We start from the raw sequence: 20,191 nt of genomic DNA on the forward strand, positions 1-20,191 counted from the left end.
GTCAGCAGGGCAAGGATCGGGTCACGGCGGGTCATCTTGCTTGTGTAGACGAAGCTGATGGCGGTTTTCTTCCACAAGAGAGAGAAAATCTTGGGGAGCCGGATCAGGGTAGGGTTCAGCAAAGCGCACATGCGTTACGGCAGTTTCCGGCTGTTTCGCCGGATGGGGCCACGGCTGTTGCCAGCTCCATCACCGCCAGTCGATGCGGACAGATGACGCTCGAACAGCAACCGGCTGTTGCCCTGGCTGAACTCGACGCGGCAGAACGGGCAGCGCCCGGCCGCCGCGCGGGGGATGGCGGCACCACAGTTTGCGCAGTAATCCGGAAGGGGCCGGCGCATTATCCTGTCCTCCGAACGGAATAGGCTAGGCCGGGCCGCCCACTTGCCAGGATACCGGAACAGTTCGTGCAGTCCCGGGGAACGTCGCGTCGCTGCGCCAGCGTCAACTAAAGCGTGGCCCCGGCAAGTGAATGGAGCATGCGCTCGACGCAGGTTGCCAGTCCTGGCATAGGAGGAGCGTGGTAGGGTCAGGATCGGGTCACAGCGGGTCATCTTGCATAGGAAGACGAAGCCGGCGGTGATCTTCTTCCACGCTTTTGAAAAAATAATTCCTTCAGGTGCCCGTGAGGGTACTTAGCAGTCTGCCTTCAACCGAGACATCCCTGCATTCCATCAGGGTCATGGGTCTACTTCATCTGAGGACAGGAGACGCTTTGAAAAGGGCGCTTACCCACCCAGCGTCTGGTCCTGTTCCTTGAACCAGTTCAGCGCATCTTCAAAATGCTCCGGCCTGAAGTCTGGCCAGTGCTGATCGACGACAAAGAAGTCCGCATAAACCGACTGAACAGGCAGAAAGCCGCTGAGGCGCCTCCCGCCTCCCCAGCGGACGATGAGATCGAGCCTGGATACATCCTGCGAGCGGAGCTGACCCATCTTCAACCCGTCGAGGTCCCATTCCCAATGGTAGTTCACCAGGAAGTTGACCTTGATGCCTTCCCCTTGACGGGTTCGAAAAGCTTTAAGTTCCTCAGGAAACTGCGGGGACCGTTCGTCACCGACCACGAGCAGGGCAGCGCCTCGGCGGACAATCTCTGCGGCAAAGGCCACGCATGCCGACCGGAACGCCTGGATCTGCTCAGACGGTCTCTTGGTGTTATCCTGAGTGAAGCCGAAGACGGAGACCTCGGAGATGCCCCGGCTCTTGCACATCTCATAGAGCGCCAGACCCGGCTCGATGCCAGCCTGATAGCCTGACTGCTTGGGCAAGCCGTGGCCGGCTGCCCAGCGTCTATTGCCGTCCGGAATAAAGCCCACATGGTTTGGCAGCACCCGTCTGGTCATCATCCTGCTCCTGAGGGTTTTTCCGTTGGTGCACCTCAACGTGACCGAACGTCTTGGCGGAACAGAGAAGGCGCGTCACTGGGTGCTCCGGCACTCAGGATCGCGTGTCGCAGCCAATGCCTGCGCCCTTTCCACTAAGGTGTCATTCAGCCGTGTCGGAGCCTTCCGCGACCACCTTCGGCGTATCACCCGGGGTCGTTGCCGAGGTATTGCCCTTTCCCGCAGCAGCAGCCTGCCTTTTCCGGCTTCCAGTCCCCACGGGCACAACCGCTCCATCCTCGGATGTCTGCTTCGGCCGTCGGTTCCGCGCAACTTTTACCGCTTCCGCGCCCTCTTCAGATACAGCCTTCGGCTTGCGGCCTCGGGTTGCCTTCGGCGGATCCGTCGCGACTTCATCTGCCCTCCTTCCGGCGCGAATCCGCTTGGCTGCCGAGGCGATGGCAGCCGTCTGATCTGCAGTCGGGTTCGATTTGCGTCCGCGACGTCCGGTGGTCCTGCCATTCGACACGGATGACTGTGCGTCTTCTTCCGCAGCGATCTCGCGCTCAGCCTGGGACCAATGCTCGGCGTCCTGGCCATGCGGACGACCGGCCTGTTCCCACAAGGCATGCGCACGTTCCCGGACTTTCTGGAAATGATCTTCGCTCATGGTGAGCCCTTGTTCTGCCAAAGCATATCCTGTGAGCAGCAATTCGCTGTTGATGGAACATCGTGAGCCTCACCGTGGCACGGAGATGTACGCTTGCCAATGGTGTCTTCCATGCGAGCCTGAGAACAGCGGTTAGGCCTGCGCTGGCGATGCCTCGCAGACGAAAACACTACTGGGGCCGACGGAAAGCTAAACTGATCTTGTACATCTGGCCAGAGGGAGTCGACGGGCAGATCGTCCCGAGCCTGTGGAAAAGGTTCCAGCATGGGGTGAACGGCAGAACAGACCTGCCGCATTCCGTTCCGTCAGGAGCGCGCTCGCTAAGACATGGGATCATGGTCTTCTTGACAAGATCCCACTGGTCGATTGTCGTGCCGCGCCGGCTCTCGCGGTTCCAGCTTGTTGCGGACCTTCAGCATGCCCCACCGGCCATACGGGTATTATGGAGCGCTTGGGTTGAAAAGCACCCCGTGCTCGTAGGGTGGCGCTCCATGCTCACCCTGTTCATAACGAAAGGTGCTGGCTGCACGCCGACAAGCCTTCTCGCTCAAAGAGAACTGGATGGTCTTCAGCGCTCCCATCCGTATAGCCTCTTGAGGTTTACCTTCAAAAAGCGGTTCTCTCGTTCAGGTTACGTCTCCTGATGCCCTCTCAGGACGGCTTGCAGAGCGCAAAAGGTCGCGAAACGCATATCGTGCACCCTGCTCGCCGCGTGGTCAGGTTGATATTCCGCGCCCGGCCGCGACATGACTGCCATAGCCTGTGGCATGTCCGCAAATTTACCCGACGCAACCGCTCCCAAGATTGCCGAACCGAGCAGCACCGGCTCGGCCGCCTCGCTGGCAAGCACCGGCTTGCCAGTACCGTCCGCCAGAAGCTGGCGCACCAGGTCAAGCTGCCCCGCGCCCCCCGAGATCACGATCCGGTCCACCGGGGCGCCCGCCTTGTCCTGCGCCTCGATGATCTGGCGCAGCCCATAGGCGATCCCGCAAAGGCCCGCGACATAGAGCGCGACCAGATTGTCGATGCCGCGCTCCATCCCCAAGCCGGCGACGATTGCGCGAGCATGGGGATCGGCGAAGGGCGCGCGATTGCCTAGGAACTCGGGCACGACATGAAGACCCCGGGCCAGCGATACCGCCTGCGACAGGCCGGCAACCCGGCCTGCTGCGCGTCCGGCCAGCCAGACCGGCAGCGGCTGGCCCGCGGCACTTGCGGCCGCCTCGGCTTCGCCGGCTGCCGGGTGGAAGGCCAGAAGCTGCTCGATGGCGGCGCCCGCGGCGGATTGCCCGCCCTCGTTCAGCCACATGCCGGGGACCATCGCCTGGTAATAGGGGCCCCAGACGCCCGGCACGAAGACCGGGTCGCGCGTGGTTGTCATGGTGCAGGACGAGGTTCCGAAGACATAGGCAAGATTGCTTTCGGCGCTGCCGGTCATGCCCACGGTCCCGATGCCCCCCGCATGGGCGTCGATCAACCCAGCCGCCACCGGAATGCCCGCCCGCAGGCCAAGGTCGGCGGCGGCATCCGCCGTCAGTCCCCGGCCCAGCGGCGTGCCGGGCGCCACGACCCGCTGGCCGATGCGGGCAAAGCCGTCATCGGCCAGATCGCCCAGGCCGATGCTGCGGAAGTAGTCGGGATCCCAGCGGTCCTCATGGGCCAGATAGGTCCATTTGCAGGTGACCGTGCAACTGGACCGCGCCGGATCGCCGGTCGCACGCCAGCCCAGGTAATCTGCAAGGTCGAAGAACTGCCCGGCCTCGGCATAGGTCTGCGGCATGTTTTCGCGCAGCCACAGGAGTTTCGGCGTTTCCATCTCGGGCGAGATGACATCGCCCACAAAGCGCAGCACCGGATGGCCCTGCGCGTTGATGCGCTCGGCCTGCGCGACCGCCCGGTGATCCATCCAGACGATGATGTTACGCGCCGGATCGCCCGAGGCGCTGACGCTCAGCGGACGGGTGTCGCGGTCAAGGACGACCAGCGAGCAAGTGGCATCGAAGCCGATCCCGGCGACGGCGGCGGGGTCGATGTCGGTCCCGGCCACAGCCTCACGTGTCGCCGCGCAGACCGCAGACCAGATGTCGTCGCTGGACTGTTCCGCGATGTCGGCCCCGTCGCGCCACAGCCGAATGTCGCGCTTGGCTGACGACAGCATGTGCCCGGTCGCGTCAAACAGGCCCGCCCGCGCGCTGCCGGTGCCCACGTCGATGCCCAGGAAGATCGGCTTTGTCATGGCTGCCCCCTAGAGATCGACGCTGTTGGGCAGGATCACCAGGTCGCGGATCACCACGCCCCTGGGCCGGGTCAGCATGAACATCACGGCCTCGGCGACCTCCGTGGGCTGCATCAGCGATCCGTTGGCAAGCGCTTCCTCCATCTTGGCCTTGGGCCAGTCGTCCAGCAGCGCCGTCACCACCGGGCCGGGCAGAACGGCCCCCATGCGGATGCCGTGGGGCGCGACCTGCCGCCGCGTCGCGTGCAGGAAGGCCTGCACGGCGAACTTCGAGGCGGTGTAGATCGGCTCCCACACCACCGGCACGACGCCCGCCACCGACGAGGTGAAGATGACGTCGCCGGTCCTGCGCTCGATCATGCCGGGCAGGACGGCCCGGACGCTGCGGAAGGCCGCGTTGATGTTGAGGTTCAGCATCCGGTCCCAGGCATCGGGATCGCCTTCGGCCGCCGCGCCGCCGACATAGGCGCCGGCATTGGCGTGGAAGACGTCTATCGGCCCGGCGATCTCCTCGATCCGGTCGGCGATGCCGTCAACCTGCGGACCGTCCAGAAGGTCCACGACCAGCGGATGCGCCTTCGGGCCGAGTTCCCTGCAAAGCGTCTCGAGCCGGTCGGCGGCGCGGTCGATCAGCACGACCCTTGCCCCCGCCGCCAGCATCGCGCGCGCGCATTCCAGCCCGATCCCCGAGGCCGCGCCGGTGACGGCCGCGACCTTGCCCTTCAAATCCTGTGCCATGTCCGTTTCGTGCCTCAATGGGGAGTTGCGGTGGTGCCGGGCAGGTCGCTGGCGGGAAAGAGCCGCGCGTCCGCCGGGTCGAAGGAAAACGAGATGTCCCGGTCTGGCGAGAGTTCCAGATCTCCCGGAACCACAGCCAGCACCGATGCTCCGCTGGTTAGCCTGATGTTCACCACCGTCTCGGTTCCCATCCGTTCGAGCAGCGCGACTCTTCCCCGCAGCGCGCAGCGCCCTTCCGGTTCGCCCGGAGTCAGGATCTGCGGCCGGATGCCAAGGACCGCCTGACCGGGCGCCCCGACCCTGCCGGCAGCAAGCGTCATAGGGCTTATGCCGGGAGCTGAGACGCGAGCCATTCCGCTCTCGACCTTCTCAACCGTAACCGGCAGGAAATTCATCCGCGGGCTACCGATGAAGCCCGCAACAAAAGCGTTGCAGGGATTGCGAAACAGATCGATCGGTCGCCCTACCTGCTGCACAACGCCGCCGTTCAGGACTACGATCCGGTCGGCAAGCGTCATCGCCTCGACCTGATCATGAGTCACATAGATCATCGTTGCGCCCAGGCTTCGATGCAGCTTGGCGATCTCCATCCGCATGTCCATACGCAAGGCCGCGTCCAGGTTGGACAGAGGCTCATCGAACAGGAAAACGGACGGATCGCGCACGATGGCCCGGCCTATGGCGACCCGTTGACGCTGGCCCCCGGAAAGCTGGCTGGGCTTGCGATCCAGGAGATGGGTAATCTGCAGGATCTCGGCCGCGCGCGCCACGCGATCGGCCGCTTCCGCTTTTGGGGTCTTTCGCAGCGACAAGCCGAAACCCATGTTCTCGGCCACAGTCAGGTGCGGATAAAGCGCATAGGACTGAAAGACCATGGCGATGCCACGATCGCGCGGAGAGATGTCGTTGGCGCGTTTGCCACCGATCTCGAGCGTGCCGCCGGAGATCTCCTCAAGTCCCGCGATCATCCGCAGCAGCGTGGATTTCCCGCAGCCCGAAGGACCAACGAAGACCACGAATTCACCGTGGCGGATCTCCAAGTCCACACCTTTTATGACGGAATGGCCGCCATAATCCTTTTCGACGCCCGAAAGCCGCAGGTCGGCCATGACGCTCCTCCTTCTTGGTCGTGGCGGGCCCTCGCGGACGAGGGCCCCGGGACGGCTCAGGCCGGGATGGCGACAGCCTCGGTTTCGGGCGTCAGCCGTTCGCCCATCATGCCGCGCAGATAGGCGCCATGACTCAGCAGCTCGCGGCGCAGGGCATGGACATCGACCTCATGGGGACGGATGCCCTGCCTGACCGCCATTGCGGCGGCCCGGCCCGCAGCCTCACCCATGGCCATGCAGGTCGCCATGACCCGGATCGCGCCCATGGCCTCGTGCGTGGCCGAGATGGCCCGCCCGGCGACGATCAGGTTCTCGACCGTTTGCGGCAACAGCGAACGGTAGGGAATGTCATAGCAGTCGCCGCACCAGATCAGCGTGCAGCCCTCGTCGCCTGGGCGGTGGATGTCGATCGGATAGGACGCGACGGCGATCGAATCCTCGAAATGGCGGCAGCCCAGCACGTCCTGTTCGTTCATCACATAGCGGCCGACGATGCGGCGCGTTTCCCGGATGCCCAAGAAGGGGGCAGTCTTGGTGAAATGAGCCTCCTCGAATCCCGGAACATAGTTCACCAAGTATTCGACGATGTCGTCGATCTGGCGCCGCGCCACGATCTCTCCGTTCGAAAGCGACCGCGCATCGGTTCCGTCCGTGCCCGTGACCCGCGTCATGTTGATCCAGGCCTCGCCCCGCTTCAGGCCGGTGATGATGATCGTGCGCTCGTTGGGGATGTCGAGATTCCGCTCCTTGCGGGCCTTTGCCATCACCTCGCGCAGCCCAACCACGATGAATTGGTTGTTCTGGCCAAAGTAGTCGGCGGGAATGAAGTCGGTCAGATAGGTCCGAGCTTCCTTGGGAGAGTTCGCTATGGCCATGCGCAGCTTGTCGGTGTCGACATTCGACAGGCAGAACATCAGTGTGGGCGGCTGCATCCCGCCATGTTCGTTGCCCTTCTCAGTCACAACGCCAGCACGGTGGGCCACGTCCGCATCACCGGTGCAGTCGATAACCACCTTGCCCATGACCGCACTGCGGCCCGTCTTGCTTTCCGTGATGACGCCACGGATGGTGGTCCCGTCCTCATCCATCACCACACCAGCGACGAAGGTGTAGAAGACGACATCCACGCCGGCTTCAGTCAACATTTCCAGGCCGACGGTCTTGACGGCTTCTGGCTCGACCAGGGTAATGCCCATGTGCAGCGGGCAAGCTCGGTGTTCGGACGCCGCGTCGCGGGTCTTCAGGCGGTCGATGAACTTCTGGGGCAGGCCCTCGATAATCTGGTTGCCCTTCTGGCCCAGGAAACCCAGCACCGGCAGACCGATCGTCATGTTGCCGCCGACGAAGCTGCGGCTTTCCAGAAGCCCGACGCGTAGGCCGTCCTCGGCCGCGGCCAAGGCGGCGATGAGGCCCGCAGGGCCGCCGCCGACGACAAGCACGTCGTATTCGGCACTGACGGGGATCTCGCGCGCGGGTTCTTGGATGGTCAAAGTCTGTGCCATGGTGAGCAGAATCCTGATGGATGGTCGTGAAGGTTGGGTTGGGGCCGGGCCCGCCATGGGCCCGGTATTTGTCTAGGGTCAGGGCAGCAGGGGCGTGACGCGCTGCGTGATCGTCTCGACGGCTTCTGCCGGGGACTTGCGGCCCAAGACGGCCAGTTGCACTTCCTCAAGGAACAGGGCCTGGGCACGGGCGGCTTCAGGAAAAGGCGGGAAGGCGCCGCGACCGTTGGCCAGGGCCTCGGCTTCGATGGCGGCCTGCGGGTTCTTCTCGACCAGCTTCGGGTCCGAGAAGGTCGAAACTCGGGCAGGACCGTTGCCGTTCAGCGCCATGCCCAGCGTCGTCTCCGGCGAGGCAACCTGCTTGATGTAGCTCCAAGCCAGTTCCTTGTCCTTGGCATTGGCAGGAATCACCATGGCCCAGGCTTCGACGACCGTGGCCATCGGTGTCTTGCCCGCCAGAGCCTCGGCCACGGGGAAGCCCACGGCTGTGATCCTGCCAGGATATTTCGACTGTTCCGGATCGTTCAGCTGCGCGGCGCGGGCAAAGGGCAGCACGGTGAAGGCGGCCCTACCCTGTTGCATCCAGGTCACCTGATCATCGTTCTTGGTGGTGGCATAGCTGCGCGGCAAGGCGCCGTTCTCAAACATCCCAGCCAGGACCGTCAACGCTTGCTCCATAGCCGCGGGGTCAGGCAGGAGCGTGAAGTCCGGGGTTAGGAAATCGCCACCGAAGGCTCGCGCGAACATCACCGGGAAGACAGCTAGATCGGAGGCCAGGATCATGCCCGTGGCAATCTTGTCATCCGTAATTTTCTGGGCTTGAGCGACCAACTCCTCCAGCGTAGTCGGCGGGGCCGAGAAGCCCGCCTGTTCCAGCAGGTCCAGGTTGCAGAACAGCGCCTGCGTTGCGGTGCGGACGGGGATGCCGATCAGCTTGCCGTCGATGGTCATGCCCTTGATCAGGCCGGGCGCGATGTCGCCGAAATCCCCGATGGCGTCCTTTTCCATCCAGGGATCGAGCGGCTCGAAGAGCTTTGCGATCTCCGAGGTGGGGCGGTTGTCCACCAGATAACCGACGCCGAATTCGGTTTCCGGCAGGCTGGCCTCGCGGAACAGCCGGTCCATCAGCGGATTGGAATCAAAGGTCGTGAAGGCCAGATCCGCGTCGTTCGCCTGTTTCCAGGCCGCCATCAGGTCGGCCTCACCCTCGCCCAGCGAGGTCTGGTGGACACGATGGCTGAGGATGTTGAGCGTCCTGCCCGCCGCCAGTGAGGGTGCGGCGGCGATTAGCGCCAGGGTGGCGGTTGCTCCGGCCAGAAAGCCGCGTCGGTTCGTCTGCAGTGTTTTCATGTTGGTTTCTCCTCCCCTAAAAAAACGTCGTCAGCCCTTGGTGGCGCCTGCGGTCAGTCCGGCTACCAGATAGCGGTTCATCAGGATTACGAAGATCAGCACCGGTGCGAGTTGCACCGTCGAGGCCGCGAACAGAACGCCCCAATCCACCCCGTCGATCGAGCCGATCATCTCGGATATGACCAGGGGCGCCGTCTTGGCATTGGTCCCGGTAAAGATGAAGGCGAACAGGAACTCGTTCCACGCGAAGACGACCACAAAGACCGCTACCGCCAGGATCCCGGGCGCGGCCAGCGGCACGATCACCCGGCGCAGGATCGTCAGCCGGCTGGCGCCGTCGATGGCCGCGGCCTCGTCCAGGTCGCGCGGGATCTGGTCAATGAAGGTCCGCATCAGGACCGTGCCCAGCGACACGAAGAAGGTCGCGTAAAGGATGATCAGCACCAGGTGGGTATCGGCCAGGCCCAGTCGGTTCACGATGGGAAACAACGGCAACGTCACCACGATGGGCGGGATCAGGCGCACCGCGATCAGACCCACGATCGACAGCTCTAGCCATCGAGCGGCATGGCGCGAGAATACATAGCCTGCGCAAGTCGAAGCGATGACCGCAAGAAGCGTTGCGCCTACTGTCACGATGGCCGAGTTCGCCAAGCCCTGGAAGAAGACACCCCACTGCGTCCACAGCGTGACATAATGCTGCATCGTCGGCTGGAACGTCCATTGCGGCGGCACGGCGAAGATGTCCTGCCCGGGCTTCAGGGACGACGAGACGATGAAGACGATGGGGAACAGCGACCAGAACAGGATCGCCACCACGGCCACGGCCTTTCCCAGCCGGATCAGGACGATTTCAGCGCGCATTCTTCACCTGCCGACGCAAGAGCCAGATATATCCCGAAGCCAGCACCAGCGAGGCCGCCACCATCAGAAGGGCAGTGGCCGACGCTGTGCCGAAGGCGTTGTAACTGAAAGCTTCCTGATAGAGATAGACAGCCACCACTTCGGTCGATCGGGCCGGTCCCCCGCCTGTCAGCAGCCAGACTTCCGAGAACATGCGGAAGGCGAAGATATAGCGGAACAGCAGCGCTACTAGGATTGCAGGTCCCATCAGCGGCAGCGTAACGCGCCAGAAACATTGCATTCTGGTGGCACCGTCGATGCGCGCGGCTTCGTAAAGGTCGGACGGCATGGCAAGTCGGGCTGCATAAAGGATCACGAAGGTGAATGGCAGATGCATCCAGATCGTCAGCAGGATGATCATCACCGTCGCGTCGATCGGATCAAAGGACCATTCCAGAATGGGCAGACCAAGCCCCTGCATCAGCAACGTGATCGGCCCGATATCCAGATCGAACAAAAAACGCCACATGGCGACCGCCACCACCTCGGATACGGCATAGGGCGCCAGAACGGCGACAAGCAGGATCCGCCGGAACGGGATGCCGCTGTTGAAAAGCAGCGCCATGCCCAAGGCCACAAGCATCTCAAGATGCACGGCCACCACGACGATCACGATCGTGTTCCACATCGCGCTGCGGAAGGCCGGGTCGGATAGGACGCGGAGATAGTTGCTCCACCCCGTGAACTCAGGTGTCTGTCCGAAGCTCGACACATGGAAGCTGAGCCAGACGACATAGATCGACGGCAGAATCACCACGACCAGCAGCAGAAGCTGCACGGGCGCCAGCAGGGGGACAACCCCCAGGAATGTCGTCTTCCTCACCATGTCCTCCCAAGCCGGACGAACCAGCCACTTCCTGTTTTCCGTGTGGGCCATCTATTTCTCCGCCGCCCACCCGAAGGCTTGTTTATGCCGCCCCTTGCACTGCCCGAGGCGCACAGACCGAACTTCGGCACTGCAGCGGCGCGTCCAGAACAAGACGGGCAGGTTGATCGCCTGATCCCGCTATTCGTGCCCTGAGGCAGGACCAGGCAGACTGGGCGATATCTGCGATCGGCTGGCGAACCGCAGAAAGCGGCACCCTACGCGCGGTCATCCAGGCGTAATCATCAAACCCGACAAGCGACACTTCCGCTGGAACATCGATCCCCACTTGGGCAAAGGCTGTCAGCGCTGCCAGCGTCGTCACGTTGGTCATTGCAATAACGGCAGTCGGATGCCCGTCGCGAGCAAGGCATGCTGCCATCCGCGCGGCTCCTTCCTCGACATCTGTGCCAAGTTCAACAATCCGCGGCGTTACAGTTGCCGAAAGGCAAGCTTCAGTGATGCCGCGAATACGCTCAGCGATGGGGCGCAAGCCTGCCACCGAGGCGGCGATCAGGATCTCGCGATGGCCCATTTCCAGCGCGTGTTGGGCTGCCTCGTGACCGGCAGCATGGTTATCCACCACAACGGTATCGACGGGCAGATCCTCTTCACCGATCCGGTCAACTAGCACGATTGGCAGGGTAGCCATTTCGCGCCTTAGCGTGTCAGGAATTGCATTTGTGCAAGGCACCGCAATCAGGCCAGACGGCTTCCAGCCCAGCAATGCATCCAGCTGCGCGGCCTCTCGTTCGGCATTGTCGCCTGATGTGGCGACCAGCACCTGATAGCCATCAGCTTCGGCAAGTTCCTCCAGATCCGAGACAAGCGAGGCAAAGAATGTATCGACAAGGCTGGGAACCAAAACCCCAACTACCTTAACCCGTCCTGTGCGTAGTTGCGAGGCGGCGATGTTCTTCTGGTAACCCAGCGCGCGGGCGACCTCCTCAACGCGGCGAACAACCTCAGGACTGACAGCCTTTCGGCCGCTGAAGGCATTGGACACGGTAGCGATCGACACCCCCGCCTCTGCTGCCACGTCCCTGATAGTAATCGCCGCCATGAATTCCATCTAAACGTTTAACTGCCACAGTAAAACGTTTATCGGATGGCGTTTCGTTGTCAAACGAAAAGTGTAAAAAACTTGCAACGACAGCAGATGACCGCCATGCTCTGCCAGTTGGCAACCATGGACTGCGACTCTTGTCGCGTGCTGTCGATCGCCTGCCCGGGCGCTCATGAAAACCTGTCGCAAGCGCGGTATCTCCTTCTTCGCTCGTCTCGGCGACCGGCTCGGCATCAAAGGATTTGCTGGCGGCTGTGTCGCAAACTTTTCTGATCTTCGGGCCTGAGCTAGACTCAGCTGGTGAAGCGGCTTGAGGGGAGGGCTTGATGACGATCTCGTTCAAGGGCGCTCACTTCCCCCGAAGACGTCATCCTGCACGCTGTCTTCTTCTACTTGCGTAACGGTGTGTCGTACCGTGACCTTGAGGAAATCATGGTTGAGCGAGGTGTCAGGGTCAGTCATCCCACCCTGAACAAATGGGTGGAACGCCATGCCAGGCTTGTCGCGAACGATGCGCGTCGATGCAAGCAGCCCACTGACAGACCCTGGCGGATGGACGAGACCTATATCCTTGTTCGTGGAGCTTGGGTCTACCTTTATCGCGCAGTCGACAAGTTCGGGAAGACCTTGGACTTCATGCTGTCGAAGCGCCGCAACAAGCCTGCTGCCATCAAGTTTCTGGCCCGGGCGATGGAAGCAAACGGCCTGCTACGGAAAATCGTCATCAACAAAAGCGCAGCCAACACCGAGGGCATCAGGGAGATCAAGCGAATGCTGAAGCGCTTCGGTTGCCCAGTGCCGATCGAACTGGTGCGGATCAAGTATCTCAACAATTTGGTTGAGCAGGATCATTGCTTCATCAAGCGTCGGGTAAGACCGATGCTCGGCTTCAAAAGCTTTGCCTCAGCGGCTTCAACAATCGCAGGCATCGAGATCGTGAACATGATCCGCAAAGGTCAGTTCAGGCCCGAGTTGCGTCCGTTCCAGCAGTTCTGCCAACTGGCTGCCTAAATCTAAAAGCGCTGCGGGCGGTCTATATCTTGTCCGGCGGTTTGCGAAAGAGCCGCGGCCCTGACGGGATCCAGGGATGTAAATACCGCCGCCACGGCAAGCATGGACAAACGGACCGGGCCCGCGTTTCCTCACCACCCATAATGGAGAGGGAAAACCATGCCGCGTGAGGTTACCATAACGGCCTGCCAGTATCTGGTGCGGGAAATCAGCAGCTTCGAGGACATGGCGGCGCGGGTCCGCGCGTTTCTGGACCAGGCAGGCGGCTCGGACATCGCGATCTTTCCCGAACTGTTCACCATCGAGCTTTTCACGACGCTGCCCGCGTGGCGGGACCGGCCGATTGCCGAGCTGGTCAGGATCGCTGAGCATACCGAGGCCTATCACGAGCTTTTCCGGTCCGAGGCCAGGCGCCGCGGCCAGTTCATCGCCGCAGGCTCGCATCTCGAAGAGGTCTCGGCAGGGCGGTACGAGAACATCGCCCATCTCTTCGGGCCGGATGGAGAGCATTACAGGCATTCAAAGACCCACATCTTCCCTGCCGAGGCGAACTGGTCCACCTCCGAGGGCGACAGGATGGAGGCCTTCGAATTGCCCTTCGCAAAGGTGGGCTTCAACATCTGCTATGAAGCCGAGATCCCCGAATGTGCGGCCGCGCTTGCCGAACAGGGGGTCGAGCTGATCCTGACGCCCTCGGCCACCTTTACCGAACAGGGCTTCTGGCGCGTGAGGCATTGCGCCCAGTCGCGCTGCATCGAAAACCAGGTGTACCAGGTCCATTGCTGCCTTGGCGGACAGCCTGGCGCTCCCCTGCCCGACGGATGGGCGCGCAGCTCTATCCTGGGTCCCTGCGACATGGCCTGGGACAATCCGGCAGGCATCATCGCGGAAGCACAAATCAACGTGGAAATGGCGGTCACCGGCACGATCAACCTTGATCTGCTCCACGAGAACCGCGCAAGCGGTGCCGCCACGACCTTCAAGGATCGTCGCCGTCGGGCTAGGCTTTACCGCAACTGGCCGTCGCATCTTTGACGCTGATGGCTGGACCAGGTGTATCCCAGTATGGCGGAGGACAAAGGATTGCGCGCAGTTGGGGCATTGGGTCCGACGCTTATTCATACCGTGGCTTTGGGTTCAACCGGCCGTCATCTTGGGAGGCATACTATCCTGATGAGCCCTCTCTTGTCACCGAAGGCCATGCCGTTCCAGGAACGCCAGCACGGCTTTGGCGATCTGACGGGCGGCATTAGCCTCGAGATGGAGGTGATGATCGCCGGCAAGCTGGATTTTCTCGTAGTTCGAGACAAGGTCCTCAGCCCGTCGCACCAGACCGGCGAACCTGGGGCGGGACTGCAGGATACCCTTGGTGGCCCAGATGTTCAAAACCGGGCATTGGATCGCCTGCAGAACGTCCTCGATCTGGCTCTGCGTCAGCTTGATGGCGGAACGGGCAAATAGCCGTGGATCACCGCGCATCCGGAACCCCTCAGGCGTTTCCTCAAGGGCTCGGCCGGCAAGCGCCTCTGCAGTCCCAACGGAATTGCCCTGCTTCACACGGCGGGTGATGTAGGCATCCCGGTCCTTGAAGATTCTCGCTGGACGCTCGGCTTGGCTACGCGTCTGCTGGAAGAACTCCCGCAGCGTGGCAACGACGCTATCTTTGGTGGGCTCTGGCACCAGTGAGTCCAAGGTGACAAAGGCCCGGGCCCTTTCGGGCAGCGCTGCTGCAAGCAGCGCAGAGATGTTTGCGCCGCGGGAATGACCCAGAAGAACACAGTCCTGCCAGCCAAGCTGATCCAGCACTCCGACGATCTGGGGAAGATCATCCCAGATGTTGTATGTGGCATGGGCTGCGCGATGGCCGCTGTGGCCCTGCCCGCTCAGGTCCAGGGCCATCACATGGCAGCCGTGCAGGAGCGGCGCCAGAATCTGGAAGCTGCCAGCATGGTCCATCCATCCATGCAGCGCCAGCACAGGCGTTCCGTCCTCCGGTCCCCACGCAAGTCCGGTCAAGGGAAGGTCGTCTATCACCCAGTAACGCTCTCGGGGGTTTGTCATGCTCTCTCTTGATGGCTGCATTCTGCAATCTGACGGGGCCACCAGTTCCATCATCTGGTGGATCGGATTGCCCGATCAGGCTACGGCCGCAACAGCAGGTTTCGAACCAGAAACAGCCGACGTGGAGCGGCGTATGTCCGCAGGTGTGGGCTCACGCGGACAACCATAGCCGTATGGGACGAAACCGCAATCGAGCGGCATTGAACCATGGGCCGCCATGTGCGGGCGAAACTGCTACGGATGCAGGTCATGGCGCCGGCATGTCAGGGCCAGCCTTGTTCCTTGCAGAGACTTTGGGATCAAGGCCTTTAAATCGTCCACGCAGTACCAGTGTTATGGATCCTAGAGGTATCAGCAAAGGAAAATGCTTCATCAGCTTTCTCCGAAAGCCCACCTCTGTCCAACTCCCAATACTGGGACACTGCTGGCAGCGTTCTTTTATGGCTCAAACGCATTTTGATTTCGATATGCCCGCCAAGCTACAGTGAGCTTGGCGGGCAAGAGCTAGGCGATCTAGCCTTTGATGTATACGACATGAGTCGTGGTGAATTCATAGAGTCCATGCTTGCCGTCCGCCCCGCCGATGCCCGACTTGCGGCGGCCTGCGTGGAAACCTTGCATTGCCTCAAAGTTCTCGCGGTTGATATAGGTCTCCCCGAACTTCAGCTCGCGCGCGGCCTGCATGGCCGAGTTCAGGTCGCGGGTATAGATCGACGAGGTGAGGCCATAGTCGCTGTCATTGGCCAGTGAGATCGCCTCGTCGAGGCTGTCCACGATCTGGATGGGCAAGACGGGGCCGAAAGTTTCGTGGCGCATGATGTCCATCTCAGCCGTCGCTCCGGTGATCAGCGTTGGCTTGTAGTGGAACCCCTGCCCCAGATCCGCATGATCCCCGCCCGTGACCACCGTCGTCCCTTGCTGGCGTGCCATTTTCACGGCCTCGGCGACCTTGTCCAGGCCGGCCTGGTTGATCAGTGGACCCATGTGTAGGTCGTCCTCTGCCGAGGGGTCGCCATAGCGGGTTTCCTCAAACAGCGTCTTCAGCTTTTCGACTAGGGCATCGTGGACTTCGCGTTCGACATAGACGCGTTCTGCGCAGTTGCAGACCTGGCCCGTGTTGATCACGCGCGAAGCATGGATCGCTTGGGCCGCCAGATCCAGATCGGCGTCCTTCAGCACGATGGCCGGTGCCTTTCCGCCTAGTTCCAGGTTCACCTTAGTCAGGTTGCGGCCTGCCACCTGCATGATGTGAGAGCCAGTCGCCACGCTTCCGGTGAAGGTGATCAGGTCGATTCCGGGATGCGCGATCAGCGCCTCACCCGCCGTGCGCCCGCGCCCGCCGACCAGGTTGAAGACGCCTTTCGGCAAATCGGTTTCAGCCAGTAGTTCGGCGAACAGATAGGCATTCAGCGGAGTTTCTTCGCTGGGCTTGATGACAATGGTGTTTCCGGTCACCAGCGCCGGCGCCATTTTGCGCGCGATCAGAAAGAACGGAAAGTTCCAGGGCAGCACCCCCGCCACGACGCCCAGTGGCTTTCGTAGCAAAAGCATGGTCTCATTCGGACGGTCCGAGGTCAGCACCTCACCTTCGATCCGGCGCGCCCACTCGGCCATGTAGTCGATGTAATCGGCAGTGAAATCGACCTCGACCTGGGCAAGGCTGCGGATCTTCCCCTGTTCCTTGACAATGACGTCGGCTAATTCGACGCGATGTTCGCGGACCTTGGCCGAGATCTGCCGCAGAAAGCCTGCGCGTTCGATGGCGGGCAGCTTTTCCCAATCGCCTTGCGCGGCGCGCGCGGCCCTGACCGCGGCGTCCACTTCGGCGGCTGAAGTTTCCGGGATGCGGCCCAGAAGCGCGCCGGTCGCGGGGTTAGTCACCTCGATCATCTCGCCGCTGGCGGCAGTGAAGGCGCCATCGACATAGTTGCGGTAATCCTGCGGCTTCTCGGAGAAGCCGTTGGAAATCTTGCGGGTCATGCTGTGATCCTCCATTCAGCAAGTCGGATAGTGGCCAGGGCCACGACACCGGCTTTCGGGTGTTGCAAGGCCTTCACCAACGAAGGCCGGATGTCTGTCTCAAGACCGCCTACGGCCTGAGAACGGTTTTCCGGCTGATCGCGCCCGTGTCCCAACCTGCCTTTTGGTCTGCGTGCCGCGCGCTGATCCCTGCGGCAGCGCGGCCGTATTTCGGGCGCAGCCGGGCGATGTCGAAGACAGCCGGATCGACCGAGGGCGTATCGGACGTGATCAGATCCGCCATCAGCTGCCCGGCCCCCGGCCCGATGCCGAAGCCATGCCCCGAGAAGCCCGAGGCCAGATAGAAGCCGGGGCGGGTATGGACCGGGCTGATCACCGGGATTGCATCCGGGGTGGCATCCATCACGCCGCCCCATTCGCGCAGCACCCGCGCCTTGGCAAAGCCCGGAAAGGCCCGCGTCAGATTGCGCAAGGCGGCGCGGGTAAAGGCGCTGCTGGATGGCGGATCCATGGTACGGATTGCCTCGAACGGCGACTGCTGATCGGGACGCCATTTGCGCCTGGTCATCAGTTCTTCAAAGAAGGTGCCGTTGAAGCGCAGGCTCAGTTCGCGCCAAGTGGTCAGGAAGGTGGGGAAGAACTCCGTCAGCAGGCGGAAGTGATCGGGCGTCAGCGGAGCCAGATTCTTGTTGCGCACCGCCACGGTAAAGCTGCCGTCGATGCGTTTTCGATAGGCGAAATCGCCCGCCCCTACCGGCATGTCGGTCAGCCCCTCGACGCCATCGACATGCGCGACCGGACCAATCACCTTCAGTTGCGGAAAATCGATGCCCATGTTGCCGGCAAACAGCCGCGACCAGATGCCTCCTGCCAGCACCACCGAGGAGCAGCGGATCTCGCCTCGCTCGGTCACAACCGAGGATACCCGACCCGCACTGGTCTCTACCGCGCGCACGGCGCAATTCGTCAGGATATGAGCGCCTTTCTCGCGCGCGGCCTCGGCCATCGCGGGAACCGCGATCCAGGGTTCCGCCCGCCCGTCCGAGCCGGTGTGCAGCACGCCAAGAATACCGCCATTGTTGCCGGGCAGCTTCTCGGCGATTTCGGCCTGGCTCAGCATGCGGGCATCCAACCCGTGGCGTTTGCCGATTTCGGCCCAGTTGAGCCAGCCCTTCAGATCGCGCCTGGTATAGGACAGATAGGCGATGCCGGTCCGCCGCCAACCGGTGTCACGACCAATCCGGTTATTCATCTGCGACCAGAGCGTGACCGAATGCATGCACAAAGGCAGTTCGCGTTCGTCGCGACCCATCTGGCGGGTCCAGCCCCAGTTGCGGCTGGATTGTTCGCCCGCGATCACACCCTTTTCGCAGACAGCCACCGAAACGCCGCGTTCGGCCAGTTCCAGCGCGGTGGTGATCCCGATGATGCCACCACCGATCACCACCACATCGACGGCTTTCGGAAGGGTGCTGTCGCCGGTGAAAGGCGTGACGGGAACAGAGATCTTGGTCATTTTCCTGCTTCTCGGATGGTGGAGGCAAGGGAGGTCACAGCGATTCCGCCCCGGTCTCGAGAATGAAATGGTCCGGGGAAACCTGCGTGTAGTGCTGCGCCGGTCGGCGGTAATCAGGCGGGCGGATCGGGCTTTTCAGTTCCGTCACCGGGACGGCGCCACGCTGATTGCGACGGGCGGGATCGGGGACCGGCACCGCCGACAGCAGCCGCCTGGTATAGGGATGACGCGGATTGCCGAAGATCTCGGCCCGTGGGCCGATCTCGACGATCTGGCCCAGATACATCACCGCGATACGGTGGCTGATGCGTTCCACCACCGCCATGTCATGACTGATGAACAGGAAGCCCAGGCCCATCTCGGCCTGAAGATCCATCATCAGGTTGACGACCTGGGTCTTCATGGTGACATCCAGCGCGGAAACCGCCTCATCGGCCACGATGACCTTGGGTTTCATCACCAAGGCACGCGCCACGCAGATCCGCTGCCTTTGCCCGCCGGAAAACTCGTGCGGAAAGCGGTCCGCCATCTCGGCCTTCAGTCCCACGCGGTCCAGCAGCTGGGCGGCAACTTCTCTTTCCTGGGCGCGCGGCACGGTGCCGTGGATGCGCAGGGGCTCGGTGATCGCTTCGCCCACCCGAAGCCGAGGGTTCAGGCTGGCATAGGGATCTTGGAAGATCATCTGGATGTCATGGGCACGCTCGGCCGCTGACACGCGGTCCAGCTTGCGCCCCGCGATGACCACCTCGCCCTCGTCGCGGGGATGCAGGCCGGTGATAAGCTTGCCGGTCGTGGATTTGCCGCAGCCGCTTTCGCCGACGATCGACAGCGTCTCTCCGCGCCGCAAGGTGAGGTTCACTCCCTCGACCGCGTGGACGCGCGCTGTCACCCGCTTCAACAGCTTGGACTGGATCGCGAAACGCTTGCTCAGATCCTTCACCTCAAGAAGCGGCGGCTGATCGGCTTGCAGCGTATCGGGACGCTCTGCGGGCGGTGACATCCGGCCCTCGGCGATGTCGAAGACCGGATAGGGCGTGGGCGCATCAATCCCCGCCATCGACCCCAGCCGGGGCACCGCCGACAGAAGCGCGCGGGTATAGGTCTGCGAGGGTGCATCGAAGATCTGCGTCGTCGTGCCGGCCTCGATCACGTCACCATGATACATGACAAGGGTGCGGTCGGCGACTTCGGCCACCACGCCCATGTCATGGGTGATGAAAATCACGCCCATGCCACTTTCGGCCTGAAGCTCCTTGATCAGGTCCAGAACCTGCGCCTGGATCGTCACATCCAGCGCTGTCGTGGGCTCGTCGGCGATCAGCAGGTCGGGCTGACATGCCAGGGCCGCCGCGATCATCACCCGCTGGCGCATCCCGCCCGAAAATTGGTGCGGATAATCGTCGAAGCGCCCGGCGGCCGAGGGAATGCGAACGCGGTCCATCATCGCCAATGCCTCGGCTCTTGCCTGGGCCTTGCCGATCCGGCGGTGCATCAGGATGGATTCCGCGATCTGCGCCCCGATGGTCATTACCGGGTTCAAGCTGGTCATTGGCTCCTGGAAGATCATCGAGATGCGGTCGCCCCGGATCCTTTCCATCCGACGCTCATCCAGGGTCAGAAGATCGGTGCCCTGGAACTCCACCCGCCCGGTGATGCGCGATGTCGCGCGGGGCAGCAGCTGCATCAGCGCCATTGATGTCACGCTCTTGCCCGAGCCGCTTTCGCCGACGATCGCCAGTGTCTCGCCACCGGCGACGGAAAAGCTCACGTCGCGCACCACATCGCGGTAGCCTGGGCCGGTCTGGAAGCCCACGGTCAGGTTCGACACCTGCAACAGCGGGGTTCTGGCCTTTGTCATGTCC

At 62.5% G+C, this 20,191-nt stretch carries 15 protein-coding genes and 1 pseudogene; 2 read left to right on the forward strand and 14 right to left on the reverse strand.

What is annotated here, in order from left to right; translation table 11 throughout:
- Window positions 1-728 precede the first annotated feature (728 nt).
- From CK944_RS13635 to CK944_RS13680, 10 genes are all read right to left on the reverse strand, one after another.
- Window positions 729-1,346, reverse strand: coding sequence for an undecaprenyl diphosphate synthase family protein (locus CK944_RS13635; protein ID WP_205049035.1), 618 nt, complete (start codon window positions 1,344-1,346; stop codon window positions 729-731).
- A 139-nt stretch (window positions 1,347-1,485) separates the two neighbouring features.
- Window positions 1,486-1,992: a DUF2934 domain-containing protein gene (locus CK944_RS13640; RefSeq protein ID WP_103173618.1), complete on the reverse strand. Its 507-nt coding sequence runs from the start codon at window positions 1,990-1,992 to the stop codon at window positions 1,486-1,488.
- A 631-nt stretch (window positions 1,993-2,623) separates the two neighbouring features.
- Entirely contained in the window at window positions 2,624-4,228 is a 1,605-nt protein-coding gene (locus CK944_RS13645) for an FGGY-family carbohydrate kinase (RefSeq protein WP_103173619.1), read from the reverse strand.
- 9 nt (window positions 4,229-4,237) lie between these two features.
- Complete coding sequence (locus CK944_RS13650; protein ID WP_103173620.1) at window positions 4,238-4,966, reverse strand: SDR family oxidoreductase; 729 nt, start codon at window positions 4,964-4,966, stop codon at window positions 4,238-4,240.
- Window positions 4,967-4,980: 14 nt separating this feature from the next.
- On the reverse strand, window positions 4,981-6,075 hold the full coding sequence (locus CK944_RS13655; RefSeq protein ID WP_103173621.1) for an ABC transporter ATP-binding protein: 1,095 nt from the start codon (window positions 6,073-6,075) through the stop codon (window positions 4,981-4,983).
- A gap of 56 nt (window positions 6,076-6,131) precedes the next feature.
- Window positions 6,132-7,577 carry an FAD-dependent oxidoreductase gene (locus CK944_RS13660; RefSeq protein WP_103173622.1) on the reverse strand — a complete coding sequence of 482 codons (1,446 nt, stop codon included), beginning with the start codon at window positions 7,575-7,577 and terminating at the stop codon, window positions 6,132-6,134.
- A gap of 78 nt (window positions 7,578-7,655) precedes the next feature.
- Window positions 7,656-8,927, reverse strand: a complete 1,272-nt coding sequence (locus tag CK944_RS13665) for an extracellular solute-binding protein (protein WP_103173623.1) — start codon at window positions 8,925-8,927, stop codon at window positions 7,656-7,658.
- A 30-nt stretch (window positions 8,928-8,957) separates the two neighbouring features.
- The gene (locus CK944_RS13670; RefSeq protein ID WP_103173624.1) at window positions 8,958-9,791 is read right to left on the reverse strand and encodes a carbohydrate ABC transporter permease; all 834 of its coding nucleotides are present in this window, start codon (window positions 9,789-9,791) and stop codon (window positions 8,958-8,960) included.
- Window positions 9,781-10,707: a carbohydrate ABC transporter permease gene (locus CK944_RS13675; protein ID WP_205049036.1), complete on the reverse strand. Its 927-nt coding sequence runs from the start codon at window positions 10,705-10,707 to the stop codon at window positions 9,781-9,783. The genes CK944_RS13670 and CK944_RS13675 overlap by 11 nt, the downstream gene beginning before the upstream one ends.
- Window positions 10,708-10,738: 31 nt before the next feature.
- Complete coding sequence (locus tag CK944_RS13680) at window positions 10,739-11,767, reverse strand: LacI family DNA-binding transcriptional regulator (protein ID WP_103173626.1); 1,029 nt, start codon at window positions 11,765-11,767, stop codon at window positions 10,739-10,741.
- A 320-nt stretch (window positions 11,768-12,087) separates the two neighbouring features.
- Here CK944_RS13680 and CK944_RS13685 point away from each other — a divergent pair.
- Together CK944_RS13685 and CK944_RS13690 are read left to right on the forward strand one after the other, a co-directional pair.
- A pseudogene (locus CK944_RS13685) lies at window positions 12,088-12,772 on the forward strand (IS6 family transposase).
- 159 nt (window positions 12,773-12,931) lie between these two features.
- Window positions 12,932-13,807 carry a carbon-nitrogen hydrolase family protein gene (locus CK944_RS13690; RefSeq protein ID WP_103173628.1) on the forward strand — a complete coding sequence of 292 codons (876 nt, stop codon included), beginning with the start codon at window positions 12,932-12,934 and terminating at the stop codon, window positions 13,805-13,807.
- A 153-nt stretch (window positions 13,808-13,960) separates the two neighbouring features.
- Here CK944_RS13690 and CK944_RS13695 read toward each other — a convergent pair whose 3' ends face one another.
- From CK944_RS13695 to CK944_RS13710, 4 genes are all read right to left on the reverse strand, one after another.
- Window positions 13,961-14,788 carry an alpha/beta fold hydrolase gene (locus tag CK944_RS13695; protein WP_239986073.1) on the reverse strand — a complete coding sequence of 276 codons (828 nt, stop codon included), beginning with the start codon at window positions 14,786-14,788 and terminating at the stop codon, window positions 13,961-13,963.
- A gap of 558 nt (window positions 14,789-15,346) precedes the next feature.
- The gene (gene aldA, locus CK944_RS13700; protein WP_103173630.1) at window positions 15,347-16,813 is read right to left on the reverse strand and encodes an aldehyde dehydrogenase; all 1,467 of its coding nucleotides are present in this window, start codon (window positions 16,811-16,813) and stop codon (window positions 15,347-15,349) included.
- Window positions 16,814-16,922: 109 nt separating this feature from the next.
- Window positions 16,923-18,329: an FAD-binding oxidoreductase gene (locus CK944_RS13705; RefSeq protein WP_103173631.1), complete on the reverse strand. Its 1,407-nt coding sequence runs from the start codon at window positions 18,327-18,329 to the stop codon at window positions 16,923-16,925.
- A gap of 34 nt (window positions 18,330-18,363) precedes the next feature.
- Window positions 18,364-20,187 carry an ABC transporter ATP-binding protein gene (locus tag CK944_RS13710; protein ID WP_103173668.1) on the reverse strand — a complete coding sequence of 608 codons (1,824 nt, stop codon included), beginning with the start codon at window positions 20,185-20,187 and terminating at the stop codon, window positions 18,364-18,366.
- Window positions 20,188-20,191: the final 4 nt, after the last annotated feature.

This window comes from Paracoccus sp. SY, from assembly GCF_002901215.1.
In the GTDB taxonomy this organism is placed as follows: Bacteria; Pseudomonadota; Alphaproteobacteria; order Rhodobacterales; family Rhodobacteraceae; genus Paracoccus; species Paracoccus acridae.

Excerpts from the sequence above, each read along its gene's own strand:
- CK944_RS13705 (WP_103173631.1), bottom strand. The coding sequence starts at position 18,329 with ATGACCAAGATCTCTGTTCCCGTCACGCCTTTCACCGGCGACAGCACC.
- CK944_RS13650 (WP_103173620.1), bottom strand. The coding sequence starts at position 4,966 with ATGGCACAGGATTTGAAGGGCAAGGTCGCGGCCGTCACCGGCGCGGCC.
- CK944_RS13655 (WP_103173621.1), bottom strand. The coding sequence starts at position 6,075 with ATGGCCGACCTGCGGCTTTCGGGCGTCGAAAAGGATTATGGCGGCCAT.
- CK944_RS13680 (WP_103173626.1), bottom strand. The coding sequence starts at position 11,767 with ATGGAATTCATGGCGGCGATTACTATCAGGGACGTGGCAGCAGAGGCG.
- CK944_RS13670 (WP_103173624.1), bottom strand. The coding sequence starts at position 9,791 with ATGCGCGCTGAAATCGTCCTGATCCGGCTGGGAAAGGCCGTGGCCGTG.
- aldA (WP_103173630.1), bottom strand. The coding sequence starts at position 16,813 with ATGACCCGCAAGATTTCCAACGGCTTCTCCGAGAAGCCGCAGGATTAC.
- CK944_RS13645 (WP_103173619.1), bottom strand. The coding sequence starts at position 4,228 with ATGACAAAGCCGATCTTCCTGGGCATCGACGTGGGCACCGGCAGCGCG.
- CK944_RS13640 (WP_103173618.1), bottom strand. The coding sequence starts at position 1,992 with ATGAGCGAAGATCATTTCCAGAAAGTCCGGGAACGTGCGCATGCCTTG.
- CK944_RS13675 (WP_205049036.1), bottom strand. The coding sequence starts at position 10,707 with ATGGCCCACACGGAAAACAGGAAGTGGCTGGTTCGTCCGGCTTGGGAG.
- CK944_RS13690 (WP_103173628.1), top strand. The coding sequence starts at position 12,932 with ATGCCGCGTGAGGTTACCATAACGGCCTGCCAGTATCTGGTGCGGGAA.
- CK944_RS13635 (WP_205049035.1), bottom strand. The coding sequence starts at position 1,346 with ATGATGACCAGACGGGTGCTGCCAAACCATGTGGGCTTTATTCCGGAC.
- CK944_RS13660 (WP_103173622.1), bottom strand. The coding sequence starts at position 7,577 with ATGGCACAGACTTTGACCATCCAAGAACCCGCGCGCGAGATCCCCGTC.
- CK944_RS13710 (WP_103173668.1), bottom strand. The coding sequence starts at position 20,187 with ATGACAAAGGCCAGAACCCCGCTGTTGCAGGTGTCGAACCTGACCGTG.
- CK944_RS13665 (WP_103173623.1), bottom strand. The coding sequence starts at position 8,927 with ATGAAAACACTGCAGACGAACCGACGCGGCTTTCTGGCCGGAGCAACC.